The organism is Beijerinckia sp. 28-YEA-48 (genome assembly GCF_900104955.1).
GTDB lineage: Bacteria > Pseudomonadota > Alphaproteobacteria > Rhizobiales > Beijerinckiaceae > Terripilifer.
Map to the genome: position 1 here is coordinate 4,204,485 of NZ_FNSI01000001.1, position 14,372 is coordinate 4,218,856.

Below are 14,372 nucleotides of genomic sequence, written 5' to 3' on the forward strand. Positions count from 1 at the left end.
GTTATCTTACTCAGCCGCGTCTTTCATCTGGGCGCGGATCGCGCCGCGCATTTCGTCGATCGAGATCATCTTGCCATTGCGCTCGATATTCCAGAATACCCAGCCATTGCAGGCGGGCAGGCCCTGCGCCAGGGCGCCGGCCTTATGGATCGAGGCAACGATGCCCGACATCAACAGCGAGCCATCGGCGCGCACCACCGCTTTGAAGCGGCGCTTGTCGTCGGTGAGCGTTTCGCCGGCGCTGATCAGCCCGGCTTCGACAACGCTGGCGAAAGCAACGCGCGGCTCGGCGCGCTTGGCCGGGGGCGTGGCGATGATATCGGCGGACAGAGGCTCGACAGCGGCAATGCGCGCGTGCGCCGCTTTGGCATAGATCGGATCGCGTTCAGTGCCGATGAAGGAGCGACCGAGCTTGCGCGCCACGGCGCCCGTGGTGCCGGACCCGAAGAAGGGATCGAGCACCACATCGCCGGGCTTCGACGCCGCCATGATGATGCGCGCCAACAGCGCTTCCGGCTTCTGGGTCGGATGAGTCTTGCGCCCGTTCTCGTCCTTCAACCGCTCCGCACCCGTGCAGATCGGGAAGAACCAGTCGGAGCGGACCTGAAGGTCTTCGTTGCCGGCTTTCAGCGCGTCGTAATTGAAGGTGTAGGACTTGGCCTGCGCATCGCGCGACGCCCAGATCATCGTCTCATGGGCATTGGTGAAACGACGGCCACGGAAATTCGGCATCGGATTGGCTTTGCGCCAGACGATATCGTTGAGAATCCAAAAGCCCTTGTCTTGCAGGATCGAACCGACGCGGAAGATGTTGTGATAGGAGCCGATGACGAAAATCGTCGCATCGGGCTTCATCACGCGGCGCACGGCATCGAGCCATTCGCGAGTGAAACGATCATACTCGGCAAAGCTCGAGAACTTATCCCAATCGTCGTCAACCGCGTCGACGACGCTCTGATCGGGACGCGACAGCGCGCCTTCGAGCTGCAGATTATAAGGCGGATCGGCGAAGACGAGATCAACGCTCTCGGCTGGCAGCCGGTTGATCTCGGCGATGCAATCGCCAACCAGAATCTGATTGAGCGGAAGCGATTGCGGCTGCACCAGCGATGCTAACGCCGCCGGTCGCCGGGCCGAAACTCCGGTACGCGAGACCTGAATCCGAAGTTTCGAGCCGGCTAATCCGGCGCGCGCTATACTCATGGGAACACTGACACCGGTTACTCTTACTGACGGGGCGACTATGGCCGACAGCGAGTAAAAGCCGCGTTTAGGGGCGCCAAAACGTGGTGTCTTTTTTCCGCACGTTTTTATTAAAAAACGCGTTGATTTATTAAGGAAATCCGGCCGGCTGCCACAGCGGTCTTAACAGCGGGTTACGGCTGCGACGCTTCTTGATACTTCTTTGGCGCTTTTGGACGCCTTACGTCTTCAGCTGGCCGAAGCTGAAGCGATGAAAGACGCAGGGACCATGAGTCGCGATCGCCTCGCGATGCTGCTTGGTGGGATAGCCGACGTGAGCGGCGAAACCATATTGCGGATGCCATTCGCCCATGCGCTGCATCAACCGGTCGCGTGTCACCTTGGCGATCACCGAAGCGGCGGCGATGGACAATGAAATGGCATCGCCCTTGATCAGGGTCGACGCTTCGCAGCGCAGGTCCTTGGGGCAATCATTGCCATCGATCAAAGCGAAAGCCGGCGCCACCGACAAAGCCGCGAGCGCGCGGCGCATGGCCATATGGGTCGCTTGACGAATATTGATCGTGTCGATCTCCGCCGCCGAAGCCATGCCGATGCCCACGGCAATGGCGCTCTGCATCACCAGATCGAAGGCCTCCTGCCGCTCCGCCGCATCGAGTTGCTTGGAATCGGTGACGCCGCCCGGCAGGTGGTTGGGATCGAGGATCACGGCGGCGGCCACCACCGGGCCGCACAGGGGACCTCGCCCGACCTCGTCGACACCGGCGACAAAGCGCAGCCCGCGTGCCAGCAGGGCGCGTTCATGGTTAAAGTGAGGAGCGTCGGGTATGCTATTCTCGGCCGGCGCCAGATCCATATCTTTCGCGAGGGCTTGCGACCGATAAACCATAGAGAACGTTCTTTGCTTCAGCTGAGCCGCGGCGATTGTGCAGGCGGCCCCGCTTCATTAAAAATCCCTTAATGGATATAGCAGGACTTGGGAGCAGACCATGAGCGACACGCCTATGACTGTGGACAAGGAAGGCCAGAAACTGCCCAGCGGGGCCAGCTTCGACCTGGCGAAAGCTTCGGCGGCCGCCGCAGCCGACAGCGATGCCGAGCGCAACAGTGTTTTCGCCAGCCTCGTCAGTGGCGACGCGGATATTGTCGGCCTGGTCGCTTATTCCATCTACAAGCAAAACAAGCACGATTGGCTGGTGTCATTCTCCCGGATCAAGAGCCGTGAGCCCGACGAGGGCGAACTCTCGGCCTATATCATCGGCGAATCGACGCCGCGCCGGCTCGCCACCTATCGCCATTTGGCGCAGGCGACGCTCGACGGGCGCGGCCCGGAAGTGAGCACCGGCGTCGGCGGCCAGAGCTACGCGCAGCAGGGCCTCGGCAAGGCGCGCAATGGCCGATCCGCCCCCGGCAGCATGCCACCGACACTGTGGATCGGCCTCACCGTCGTGGTGCTGATCCTCGCCTATCTCGCGGCGCGCGCCGGCTGGATCAAGGTCTGACTTTTAAGCTGTCGCGATGGCGCGCGCGACAGCGGCCATGGTGGCGTTGCGTTCATCCGACGTCGCCTTGCTGCCGGTCAGATAAGCGCTGACGATGATCGGCTTGCGGTGCGGTGGCCAAAACAGCCCAATGTCATTGGTCGTGCCATAACCGCCGGTGCCGGTCTTGTCGCCGACGCGCCAATCCTTCGGCACACCCGCGCGCAGGCGCGTATCACCCGTCTTGTTGCCGACGAGCCACGCGATGAGCTGTGTCTTGGAGGCTTCCGACAATACGTCGCCCAGAACGAGTTTCTGAATCGTTTCCGTCATGACTTGCGGGCTGGTGGTGTCGCGCTTGTCGCCAGGCCTGGCATCGCTCATCGCCGTTTCGAATCGATCGAGCCGCAGGACTTTATCGCCGATGGAACGGGCGAAGGCCGTCATGCCTTGCGGGCCGCCCAGTGTCGCCAGGATGAGATTGGCCGCGGCATTGTCCGACAGGGTCGTCGTCGCTTCGCATAATTCAGCGAGCGTCATGCCAGTATCGCCGACGTGTTTCTCGGTCGCCGGCGAATTGGAAATAATATCGGTGGCAGCAATATGAATGCGCCGATCAAGCGTTTCCTTGCCCTGGTCGACGCGCTTCAACACCGCCGCTGCGAGAACCAGTTTGAACGTGCTGCACATGGGGAAGCGTTCGTTCTGTCGACAGCCCGCATGCAGACCGCTCTGCGTGTCCAGCACAAAAACGCCGAGACGGCCACCGCTGTCGCGTTCGATCTGCCGGAACGCGGCGTCAAGCTTGCTCGACCATGCCTGATGAGGCTGCGCGAAAACAGGTGTCGCAACCGCAAGTACCGCTGCTGATGGAAACGCCTGTGTGAAACCGCGTCTCGTCATCATCCCCATCGACATATATTCCGCTCCAGTGATTTCAGGTGATCACATCAGATGCGTAGCCACGCATCTGATGTGATCTCTTGGGCACGGATTGCGGCTAGAAAATGCCGGATGCGGGTCGAGATACGGGCTTTATAGCAGCATCAACTGTTCCGCCCCGCGCAGGGGCGGCTTGAACAGGTCGCAGCGCAATTTGACGCGCGAGACGTTGAGCCCGACTTTGGCGGCGGCGACTTCGAAGCGACGGCCGGTGAGCCAAGCATAAGCGCCGGTGCCCTTCATGCGTTGGCCAAAGGTCGAATCATAAGCCTTGCCGCCGCGCATGCTGCGCACCAGCGACATCACATGGCGATATTTCGCTGGGAAATGCGTCAACAGCCACTCACTGAAAATATTCTCCACCTCGAGCGGCAGGCGCAGCATGACATAACCGGCACTCTGCGCGCCGGCAGCCTGCACACGACCAAGAATGGCTTCGATCTCATGATCGTTGATGGCAGGAATGATCGGCGCGACCAACGCCGCCGTCGGAATGCCGGCCTCGCTGAGTTCTTGCAGGGCATCGAGGCGCTTCTGCGGCTGCGCGGCGCGCGGTTCCATCAAACGCGACAACTTGCCGTCGAGCGAGGTGACCGAAATGGCAACCTTAGCGAGCCCCTTCGCGGCCATGGGCGCCAGAATATCGATGTCGCGTGTGACCAGCGCGGACTTGGTGACGATGCCGACGGGATGATTGGCCCGCGACAGCACTTCGAGAATAGCGCGCATATTACGATGCTGCCGTTCGATCGGCTGATAGGGATCGGTGTTGGTGCCGATGGCGATGGTCTTGGGCTGATAGCCCGGCGCCGAGAGTTCGCGCTCCAACACTTGCGCCACCCCATCCTTGACGAAAAGACGCGTCTCGAAGTCGAGGCCCGGCGACAGCCCCATATAGGCGTGGGTGGGACGAGCGAAGCAATAGACGCAGCCATGCTCGCAGCCGCGATAGGGATTGATCGAACGGTCGAAGGACAGATCGGGAGAATCGTTGCGGGTGATGACCGTGCGCGGCTTCTCGTAGGAAATCTGGGTGCGGAACGCCTCCAGCGAGCCGAGACTGTCCCAGCCGTCATCCTCATCGACCCGCGCATGTGGCTCGTAGCGGCCGCTGGCATTGGTCAGCGCACCGCGGCCACGGCGGCGCTCTTCCGCCACGACGGTTTCGACACTTTCGGCGGCGGCGGGCGCGCTCTCGATAGCTATATTGTTAAGTTCATAGCCCGGCCTTGGGACCGGCTTCACATTTTGGGACGGTTTCCGCTGGGACGGTTTCTGGGGAACCGGCGCGATCGACCGCGTTCCGGCATCGGCGCTCAACATACTCAGACTCCGCGATTCGACGTCCCCGCAAGAACAAATAGAGAACATTTGGATTCGCGTCAACGAGGCTGTGGACAATCTTGTTGAGGAACCGGATTATTGCACTGCGATCTGACACCTAGGGACCGTATGTTTTCTGTCATCGTTACGACATGCGATCCGGCTGTTCATGGTTCGGCCTCACCAGAAGCCGTGGCCCGAACCCTCGCGGCCCTGGTTCCGGGTGCCATTTCAGGCGCCGTCCGCGACGTCATCATGACGGGCGCGGAATGGCCGGCCGGCCCCAATGCCTCCGGGGAGCAAGACCGGAAGGATCAAAATCTCAAGGATCTGGCGCGCATCGCCGACCATGCCGGATGTGAATTTATCGTGACCGGAAAATGGCTGGACGGCGTGAAAGACGCGTTGAAAATAGCCCGCGAACCGCGCGTACTCGCCCTCCAGGCGGGCTATGCGCCGGAGAGCGGTTTTTATGATGAATTGTCGGACATGGCCTGGGGCGCAACGTTACACCCGACCCGTTTGCTGGAACGGCCCACATCGGCGCTGCATCGCGCCCTGCCATTTCTGGCGCCGCTGGCCGGAATCGTGGCAGAACGGGATAGGCTAATTCAGGCAAGCGGATCGAATTTCAGCTCATCAGATTTCAAAACATTAAGTTTTAGAACCTGGGCGCGGCAGGTAAGACCAATGCGGACCATGCGCACCAGGGCACGGCGTGTCGACTAAGAACGGGGGAACTATGTCGCCGAAGCTTATCCTCACTGCTGCCATCTGTGCCGCATTGTTTGCCGGCGGCTCTTTGTCGGCTGGCAGCGTCCTCGCACAGGGCTCTCCCAAGCCGCAGCCCGCGGCCTCCCCCGCAAAACCTGCTGGTGCGCCGGCGGCGGCAAGTACGCCGATTGCGAGCGCGCAAATTGAGTGTCCGGTCAAAGGCGACGCGGTCGAGAAGGCCGTGCTGGCAGCGCCGACCTGCAACCAGTCGGTTCGCCTGCTGAAGGCCTGCGCTTTCGGCGCGACATCCGATGTGCAGCTGGCACAGAAGGTCATCAACAAATGCGAGACGCGTTTCGGGCGCCGCATCAGCAAGCAGCGCTATCGCGCCTATCGCGCCGCCCAGGCGCGCTGCGACGCGCAGGGCACGATGTATCAGTCGCTCGCCGCGATCTGCCGGGCCGAGGCCGCCGCCAGAACCGCGCGGGTGGCGCGTCGGCGCTAGCTAGCTCTTGTCCAATTAGCTCTTGCCGCGCCGCAGATGCTCATCAAGACGCGGCATGATCTCGACGAAATTGCACGGCATGTAGCGATAATCGAGCTGATGCACGAGAATGCCGTCCCAGGCATCCTTACAGGCGCCGGGTGAACCCGGCAGCACGAAGATGAAGGTCGCCCCAGCGACGCCAGCCGTCGCGCGGGACTGCACCGTGGACGTGCCGATCTTGTCGTAGGAAATGCGATGGAAGACGGCGGAGAAACCGTCCATCCGCTTTTCGAACAGCGGCTCAAGCGCCTCCGGCGTGACATCGCGGCCGGTGAAGCCGGTGCCGCCGGTGCTGATCACCACATCGATGGCGGGATTAGCGATCCAGCCGCGCACGCGGGCGCGAATCGCCTCGATATCGTCTGGCACGATGGCTCGATCGGCGAGGTCATGACCGGCCTGGGCGATGCGCGCGACCAGCGTGTCGCCGGACTTGTCGTCAGCCAAACCACGGGTGTCTGACACCGTCAGCACCGCGATATTCAGCGCAACGAAAGCCCGCTTGTCATCAAGGCCTGGCATGGCAGCACTCTTAACGGGCGAACGTGTTGCAGGCGTCGACCGAACCGCTTTGCAGGCCGTTCTGCAACCAGCGCACCCGCTGTTCCGACGAGCCATGGGTGAAGCTGTCGGGCACGACGCGGCCGCGACCGGCCTGTTGCAGGCGATCATCGCCGATGGCGGTCGCCGTATTGACCGCCTTCTGCACGTCGCCGTCTTCGAGAATCTTCCACTTCTGGTTGGCGTGATAGGCCCACACGCCGGCCAGGCAGTCGGCCATCAGCTCAACACGCACCGACAGACCATTGGCTTCCGCCTGGCTCGAGGCGCGCTGCTGCGCCTGCTGCACGCGCGGCAGAATGCCGAGCAGGTTCTCGATGTGGTGGCCCATCTCATGCGAGATGACATAGGCATAGGCGAAGTCGCCGCCGCCACCGAGCTTGCGCTTCATGTCGTTGAAGAACGACGTGTCGAGATAAATTTTCTGATCGATGGGGCAGTAGAACGGGCCCATCGCCGATTGCGCGGCGCCACAGGCCGAGCGCGTCTGGCCATCGAAAATCACCAAGGACGCCGGCTTGAACTGAATGTTCTTCTGCTGCGGCAGAACTTCTTTCCACACGTCCTCATTCATCGCCACGATGGACGAGACGAAGCGGCCCATCTGATCGGTCGGCGGCCCGGACTGACGCTGGGTCTGCTGCTGCGGCTGGGTATAGCCCGCGCCGGAACCAGTACGGCTGAACATTTCAGCGCCGCCGATGAGAATACGCGGATCAATGCCGACGGCCCAGCCGATCAGGCCGAGAATGAGGATGGTGCCGATGCCGAGACCGCCACCACCGCCGGGAATCGGCAGACCGAAACCGCCACCACCGCCGCCGCTATCGCCACGGCGGTCATCGATATTGTCCGACTGGCGAAAATCTTCCCAACGCATGACCGGCATCTCCAGACCGGCGGTCTGCCGGCACGTCCCCTAGAGGGACCGGCCACTATTTAACAGCCTCGCTGGCAAATTTACAGGGTCGAAAATTCGCCCGCCACATCAGAACGTTCCAGATTGGGCTCACTAAACCCAATTTGCTGGCTTATTCCGGCTGAATGCCGCTCGCCTTCACCGGCGCCGCCCATTTGACGATGTCATCCTTGACGAATTGGGCGAGATAGGCCGGCGTGCGCCGCTCCGGAGCGACAATGGTCGCACCCAGGGTTTCCAGCTTCGCCTTCACGTCCGGCGTTTCCATCGCCTTGATCATCGCCGCGTTCATCTTGTCGACGATGGCGGTCGACGTGCCCTTCGGGAAGAACAGACCGGCCCAGGTGTCGGCTTCCGTGTTCGGGAAACCGCTTTCCTTGGCGGTCGGCAGATTCGGCAGAACCGAGGAGCGCGCACCCGACAGGGTAGCGATCGCCTTCACCGTGCCGCCATCGATCTGCGGCTTGGCGGTGACGACGATCTCGCACAGATAATCAATGCGGCCGGCCGTCAGATCCTGCATCGCCGGCGCGGTGCCGCGATAGGGCACGTGCTGGATATTGACGCCGATGGCGCTGTTGAGCAGCGCGCAGCCCAGATGGGTGGCCGAGCCGGTGCCCGCCGAGCCGTAATTCATCTTAGCGGCATTGGCTTTCGCATAGGCGGCGAAATCCTTCAGCGAATCAACCGGCAGGTCCTTGCGGGTGATCAGCACCAGCGGGATTTCGGCGATGAGACCGACCGGCGCGAAATCGGTCGCGGAATTATAGAGCGGCGCCTTGTAGAGATTTTGTGAATGGGTGTGCGTGGCAATGGTGCCGAGCAGTGCGCTATAGCCATCGGGCTTGGCGCGCGCGACCGATTGGCCGCCGACCATGCCACCCGCGCCAGGCACGTTCTCGACATAGACTTGCTGGCCAAGAAGCTGCGACAGGCGCTCGGCCATGACACGGCCGAACACGTCGATCGGTCCGCCGGCAGCGGCCGCGACGACGACCTTCACCGGCTGTTGCGGCCAAGAATTCGAGGCTGCATTCGGCGCATCCTGCGCCATAACCGCCGAACCCAGCATGCATGCGGCCGCAGCCGTGGACACCATACGCTTCATGAACGATTTCCTGTGATTTTTTTGATTGCTCCCGCAAGCAAGAGGCTTGCCATTGGCGCTAACCGTCCGTGATCCGGGCGCGCTGTCAAGTCACGCCCGGATCATAGATCTAAAACCACAGCTTATAAATCGAAGCCATAGCGTTTTGCAGTTTGGCGGAATCGCCAAACGCCACAAAGACGCGTCACAACAAAGATGCTGGGCAAAATTGCGTTTCTATCGAAACGCAATTTGCTTGAGCTCAGAGCTGCTTGAGCATGTTGTCGGCGCCGGAAGCCTCCGCGCCAGCGCCTTCTTCGATGTTCAGCGTGCGAACCACGCCGTCGTCGACGAGCATGGAATAGCGGCGCGAACGCACGCCCAGACCGCGCTCGGTGAGATCGAGCTCGAGGCCGGTATCCTTGGCGAATTTACCGCTGCCATCGGCGAGGAATTCGATTTTGCCCTTGGCTTTGGAATTCTCGGCCCAGGCGTTCATCACGAAGGCGTCGTTGACGGACACGACGGCGATGGAATCGACGCCCTTGGCCTTGATCGCGTCGGCATTATCGCGGAATCCCGGCAGATGGTTGTTGCTGCAGGTCGGCGTGAAAGCACCCGGCACGGCGAAGAGAACGACCTTCTTGCCTTTGAAAATGTCATCGGTGGTCTTGGGCTTGGGCCCTTCCGAGGTCATGACCGTGAACGTGGCATTCGGCAGATGGTCACCAACTTTAATCATTACACTCTCCCTATTCGGGTTTATCAGCCGGGGCTGTGGGATTTTACGGCCAGGCCACCTTTTAGGGGCTGGAGGCGGCCGCGTCGAGATGGATCGCGCGTTCATAGGCGCGCGTACCGTCACGATAGGTCAAGACGACGCGCACAGGCAATGTTGCGCCTTTCGGCTTCTGCGCGAGAATCATGTCGAAGTCCTGGCCGTTGCGTTTGGTGTCGAAGAACCATCCCTCCGGCCCTTCGGCAAAAACATCGCCTTCGGCGGCCAACGGCGGCTCGAAACGCAGCGACCATTTCGGCTTTGGTCCTTCGAGCCGCACCACCGACGCAACGGGCGGTTCAGCGCCGCTGACGGACTTGGGCACCTGCGCCTCGAAAACGGCGATGTGCTGCGCCGCCCGTGCACTCACGGCTGCGCCCGGCGTCAGCGTGATCTGCAGATTGGCCTCCGCCGGAATGCAGATTTTCTCGCAGGCGGCGTAATTCAGATGCAGGTCGAGTTGGACCGGACGCGTCGGATCGACCGGCTTGACCCGAAGGGGGAAAATCACCTCATGGCGATAGCCAAACGCCTCCTGGCCCGCCTCTTCGAGGCGGAAAGGCGCCGGATAGGCCACATCGACGGCGGCCAGATTGACCGATTTCGTGAAATCGAACGTCGGCGGCACGCCAGCCTCGCCGGGCATGCGCCAATAGGTCAGGGCCTGGCCCTCGAGTTTAATCTGCACCCCGGCCCGATACACACCCTCGGTCATGGGACCGGCCGAGACCAAGCGGGCGCGCGAATTGGGGCCAGCCGTCCATGGCGACGCGCCATCGCTCGCTGCGGCGGGCGCCGCAGCAAATGCAAATAGCAGTGTCCCGACCAGCCAACCCGTTGTTTTTAGATGCCGCATCATCATGATGCAATGTAGCCGCGAGGGGTTCACGGCGCTACCAACAATCGCGTGACGCGGTTTTGCGATCGCAGGCCAACCGGGCTTGTCGCCGCACTGTCGCAGGCCACGCTCCTTTGCTAGAAGCAGATTAACACGTCCGTTTGGCGCCCATTTCAGCTGAAACATCCAAGGAAGAGCGTTCATGCATCCCAATGATCCGTCCCTGCGTTCCTTTATCGAAGTTGCAGCGGACAGCGATTTTCCGATCCAAAATCTGCCCTATGGGGTGATTTCGACCAGTGACGACCGGCGCCAGCGGGTCGCCGTGGCCATCGGCGACCATGTACTCGACCTGGGCATCATGGAGGATGCGGGCCTGCTGCCGCGCGTTTCCGCCAAGCCGGTGTTCCGCACCGGATCGATCAATGCGCTAATGGCCAACGGCGCCTATGGCATCGGCACGGTGCGCCGCAAGATCAGCGAATTGCTGCGCCATGACTCACCGACCCTGCGCGACAACGAAGCCCTGGCAAAGCGCGCGCTCATTCCGATGAAGAACGTGAAGCTGCATCGGCCGGTGGATGTGCCGGGCTACACCGATTTCTATTCGTCGCGCGAACACGCGACCAATGTCGGCACCATGTTCCGTGGCAAGGACAATGCTTTGCAGGAGAACTGGCTGCACATTCCCATCGGCTACAACGGCCGCGCCAGCACGGTTGTCGTCAGCGGCACGCCGGTGATCCGGCCGCAAGGCCAGCTCAAGGCGCCAGGCGACAGCATGCCGACCTTCGGGCCGAGCAAGCGTCTCGATATCGAATTGGAAATGGGGGCCATCGTCGGGCGCAGCACCGAGATGGGCCACATCATGGATGTGGACGAGGCGCAATATTCGATCTTCGGCTTCGCCCTGTTCAACGATTGGAGCGCGCGCGACATCCAACAGTGGGAATATGTGCCGCTCGGCCCGTTCCAAGGCAAAGCCTTCGCCTCGACGCTCGGCGCCTGGATCGTGACGAAGGAAGCGCTGGAGCCCTTCGCCATTCATGGCCCGAAACAGGATCCAGAGCCCCTGCCCTATCTGCGCCAGGACAAGCCCCACAACTACGACATCCACCTCGAAGTGGAACTGAAGCCCGCCAATGCGACGCGCGGCACGGTGATCAGCGTCTCCAACTTCAAGTATATGTATTGGTCGAGCGCGCAGCAGCTGGCGCATCATTCGTCGTCGGGCTGCGCCATGTCGGTGGGAGACCTGATCGGCTCCGGCACGATCAGCGGGCCGGACAAAGGCAGCTACGGCTCCATGCTGGAATTGTCCTGGGGCGGCAAGGAACCGATCGAACTGGTCGAAGGCGGCACGCGGACCTTCCTCGAGGACGGCGACACCATCACTCTGCGCGGCTATGCTCAGGGCGAGGGCTATCGCATCGGCTTCGGCGAGGCCTCGGGCCAGATCCTACCCGCCAAGATCAAATAGGCGACGACTCGCATCAAAAATCAGAATGCCTTAACGTCGGCCGCCTAGTTATAACTTAGGCGGCCGATTAGCCGTTGCCTGGACCCTTTATGCGCCCTCTTGCCCTCGTCTTCGCTCTTTTGTCCGCCGGAACGCTGCCGGCCGCGGCACAATTGCAATTGCCGGGAGCGGTCGGCGGCTCAACACCGGTTGGCGGCTCCGGCGCGACAGCGCCGGGCGGGCCGCGCAGCGGCGGTGGTGAAGGCCCGCACAATGCATCACCGGTGGCCGTCCGCGCGCCCTCCGAGGACACCATCATCAACCGATCGCTGCGGCTCAACGGCCGGCAAGGACAGATGGTGTTCGAGCGTAGGGACGGCGTCCTGACCTTGAAAACCTTCGTCATCGCCGGCGAACAGATGTCGCGGCGCGGCGAAGCCTGCCAGGTCGAAGTCGCTGGCGGCCCATTCTCGGCGCAGCGCTCGGGCCGGTCCGATGGCCTGCACCGCTACGAAGTTTCGATCGAAAGCTGCCCGTTCACCTTCGACGTGATGGATGGCGCCCTTCAGGTCAATGTCGGCGAGGCCACGTCCAGCTCACCGCTGGGTGGCGTCTGCGAATTCAAACAGGCGGATTGCCGGGGCTATGTCGCCGGCGTCTGGGGACCGGCGGGCAATTCGATTGGGCCAAACGAAACCCGTGAAATCGAAAAGATCCGCAGCAGAGCCGAGAGCAATGCGCGTAGCAATTTCCGCGCCCTGATCGCCGCGCAGGGGCGCGACAAGGCGATGGTGAAAGCCGTCGCCGCCGAACAGGCCGGCTTCTCGTCACGCCGCGCCGAGCGCTGCGCCGACTATGACCGCGAGGAGGTGCACGGCTTCTGCGCCTCGCGCGTGACCGAAGCCTGGGCCGTCACGCTGCGGGCCAAGCTCAATCCGGCGACCTTCCAGCGGGACGATGAGTCCGGCGAGAAACGGGCGCCGACGCGGCCACGGCCGAAACGCGCCGCCGCACCGCCGCCTGGCGAACAAGCGCCGGCCGAGCCTGCCATCAGGTAAGAAGCATCACCTGACAGATCCGCGCATTTCGCGATGCAGATGCGGTGAAAGGATATGGGAGCGTGATCGAGGAAACGTCGCCGGCAGAACTGCGCAGGCGCACATCCACCTCGATCTTGCTGGGCGGCACGCAAATGCTGGCCTGGGGCTCAAGCTATTACCTGCCCGCGATCATCGCCGCGCCGGTGGCGCGCGATCTCGGATTGCCCCAGCCTTGGTTCTTCGGCGCCTTTTCCGTCGCGCTTCTGGTCTCCGCCCTGCTCAGCCCGGCCGCCGGGCGCTGGGTCGACCGGCACGGCGGCTTTGGCATTCTGTGTTTCTCCAACGTGGTGTTTGCCGCCGGCCTGCTGCTGCTCGCCAGCGCCCACGGCCCGATCATGCTGTTCCTCGCCTGGGCCATTCTCGGCGTCGGCATCACCATCGGTCTCTACGAAACCACGTTCGCGGCGCTCGCCGGCGTCTATGGCCTGGCGGCGCGTGGACCGATCACCATGGTGAGCGTGCTGGGCGGCTTGGCCAGTACGGTGAGCTGGCCAGCCACCGCCTGGATAGAGGCGCACTACGGCTGGCGCACTGCCTGCCTTGTCTGGGCCGTTCTCCATATGACGGTCGGACTGGGCTTGCATCTCCTGTTCGCGCCGCGCGGCGTGCGCAATACCCCGCCTGACAGTACGTCAGACACGGTCGGACAGAGTGCGGCAGCACCGAAATTGACCGAACGGCGCATGGCTCTGCTCGCCTTCATCTTCGCGGCAGTCTGGTTCATCACTACGGCGATGGCCTCGCATTTGCCGGGCCTGTTGCAGATCGCCGGTGTCTCGGCGACCGCGGCGATAATCGCCTCGGCCCTCGTCGGGCCGGCCCAGGTGTTCGCCCGCCTGATGGAATATGGCTTCGCCCGCCATCTGCATCCGATGTTCTCGGCCCGCATCGCCGCGCTCGGTCATCCCCTTGCCGCCGTCGTTCTCCTGGCCTTGGGGCCGATCGCCGCCATCCCCTGCGCCATGCTGCACGGTTTCGGTAATGGCATTCTAACGACGGCGAAAGGCACGCTGCCGCTGGCGATCTTCGGATCGCATCACTATGGCTTCCGCCAGGGCCTCCTGAGCATTCCGGCGCGCCTGACCCAGGCCTTGGCGCCGCTCGCCTTCGGCTTCATGATCGAAATGTGGGGGCTTTCGGCGTTGATCGTTTCGACCGTACTCAGCCTTCTGATCCTCGCCGCATTGCTCGTACTCCGCACGGACGAAACGACACACTGAGCCTGTCCTATACTCTCGTATAGGGGCACCACCCTTAAAGACACTGTCTTGCGTCGCCTCCCGCTGGTACCTGACCGACATCGGTCGGGGGCTCCGTCCGCCAGCGAAATTAATCGGTCGCGACGCCTGCATCCCTTTTGGTGGTGTCTGGGCGTGCAGAGTGTATCTTAGGCTACACTCTGTGTATTATGGTACAAATA

General features: G+C 62.3%; 15 protein-coding genes. 6 read left to right on the forward strand and 9 right to left on the reverse strand.

Translation table 11 applies throughout. The features are described 5' to 3' along the window. Positions 1 to 6: 6 nt before the first annotated feature. Positions 7 to 1,203, reverse strand: a complete 1,197-nt coding sequence (locus tag BLW50_RS19685) for a site-specific DNA-methyltransferase (protein ID WP_090705687.1) — start codon at positions 1,201 to 1,203, stop codon at positions 7 to 9. A gap of 220 nt (positions 1,204 to 1,423) precedes the next feature. Beyond that, on the reverse strand, positions 1,424 to 2,092 hold the full coding sequence (locus BLW50_RS19690) for a ribonuclease HII (RefSeq protein ID WP_244544320.1): 669 nt from the start codon (positions 2,090 to 2,092) through the stop codon (positions 1,424 to 1,426). Between the two features lie 100 nt (positions 2,093 to 2,192). Here BLW50_RS19690 and BLW50_RS19695 point away from each other — a divergent pair, with 100 nt between their 5' ends. Next, complete coding sequence (locus BLW50_RS19695; RefSeq protein ID WP_139267684.1) at positions 2,193 to 2,705, forward strand: hypothetical protein; 513 nt, start codon at positions 2,193 to 2,195, stop codon at positions 2,703 to 2,705. 3 nt (positions 2,706 to 2,708) lie between these two features. Here the strand turns inward: BLW50_RS19695 and bla are convergent, their stop codons facing one another. After that, the gene (gene bla, locus BLW50_RS19700) at positions 2,709 to 3,602 is read right to left on the reverse strand and encodes a class A beta-lactamase (protein WP_348272859.1); all 894 of its coding nucleotides are present in this window, start codon (positions 3,600 to 3,602) and stop codon (positions 2,709 to 2,711) included. Positions 3,603 to 3,719: 117 nt separating this feature from the next. Beyond that, a complete protein-coding gene (locus BLW50_RS19705; RefSeq protein WP_090705691.1) occupies positions 3,720 to 4,949 on the reverse strand; it encodes a PA0069 family radical SAM protein in 1,230 nt (409 codons plus the stop codon). A gap of 129 nt (positions 4,950 to 5,078) precedes the next feature. Between BLW50_RS19705 and BLW50_RS19710 the strand changes: the two genes are divergently transcribed. Further along, a complete protein-coding gene (locus BLW50_RS19710) occupies positions 5,079 to 5,678 on the forward strand; it encodes a hypothetical protein (protein WP_090705693.1) in 600 nt (199 codons plus the stop codon). A gap of 13 nt (positions 5,679 to 5,691) precedes the next feature. Next, a complete protein-coding gene (locus BLW50_RS19715; protein ID WP_090705695.1) occupies positions 5,692 to 6,168 on the forward strand; it encodes a hypothetical protein in 477 nt (158 codons plus the stop codon). A 15-nt stretch (positions 6,169 to 6,183) separates the two neighbouring features. Here the strand turns inward: BLW50_RS19715 and moaB are convergent, their stop codons facing one another. From moaB to BLW50_RS19740, 5 genes are all read right to left on the reverse strand, one after another. Continuing rightward, on the reverse strand, positions 6,184 to 6,732 hold the full coding sequence (gene moaB, locus BLW50_RS19720; protein WP_090705697.1) for a molybdenum cofactor biosynthesis protein B: 549 nt from the start codon (positions 6,730 to 6,732) through the stop codon (positions 6,184 to 6,186). A gap of 10 nt (positions 6,733 to 6,742) precedes the next feature. Beyond that, on the reverse strand, positions 6,743 to 7,651 hold the full coding sequence (locus BLW50_RS19725) for a KPN_02809 family neutral zinc metallopeptidase (RefSeq protein WP_090709404.1): 909 nt from the start codon (positions 7,649 to 7,651) through the stop codon (positions 6,743 to 6,745). Positions 7,652 to 7,802: 151 nt separating this feature from the next. After that, positions 7,803 to 8,798, reverse strand: coding sequence for a Bug family tripartite tricarboxylate transporter substrate binding protein (locus BLW50_RS19730; protein WP_090705699.1), 996 nt, complete (start codon positions 8,796 to 8,798; stop codon positions 7,803 to 7,805). A gap of 241 nt (positions 8,799 to 9,039) precedes the next feature. Beyond that, positions 9,040 to 9,519: a peroxiredoxin gene (locus tag BLW50_RS19735; protein ID WP_090705700.1), complete on the reverse strand. Its 480-nt coding sequence runs from the start codon at positions 9,517 to 9,519 to the stop codon at positions 9,040 to 9,042. A 61-nt stretch (positions 9,520 to 9,580) separates the two neighbouring features. After that, positions 9,581 to 10,270: a protein-disulfide reductase DsbD domain-containing protein gene (locus BLW50_RS19740; RefSeq protein WP_170850259.1), complete on the reverse strand. Its 690-nt coding sequence runs from the start codon at positions 10,268 to 10,270 to the stop codon at positions 9,581 to 9,583. A gap of 325 nt (positions 10,271 to 10,595) precedes the next feature. Here BLW50_RS19740 and fahA point away from each other — a divergent pair, with 325 nt between their 5' ends. The 3 genes from fahA (at position 10,596) to BLW50_RS19755 (ending at position 14,172) form a co-directional block, all read left to right on the forward strand. Continuing rightward, positions 10,596 to 11,873 carry a fumarylacetoacetase gene (gene fahA, locus BLW50_RS19745; RefSeq protein WP_090705704.1) on the forward strand — a complete coding sequence of 426 codons (1,278 nt, stop codon included), beginning with the start codon at positions 10,596 to 10,598 and terminating at the stop codon, positions 11,871 to 11,873. 89 nt (positions 11,874 to 11,962) lie between these two features. Continuing rightward, positions 11,963 to 12,910, forward strand: coding sequence for a hypothetical protein (locus BLW50_RS19750; protein ID WP_090705706.1), 948 nt, complete (start codon positions 11,963 to 11,965; stop codon positions 12,908 to 12,910). A gap of 62 nt (positions 12,911 to 12,972) precedes the next feature. Next, positions 12,973 to 14,172 carry an MFS transporter gene (locus BLW50_RS19755; RefSeq protein WP_244544321.1) on the forward strand — a complete coding sequence of 400 codons (1,200 nt, stop codon included), beginning with the start codon at positions 12,973 to 12,975 and terminating at the stop codon, positions 14,170 to 14,172. Positions 14,173 to 14,372: the final 200 nt, after the last annotated feature.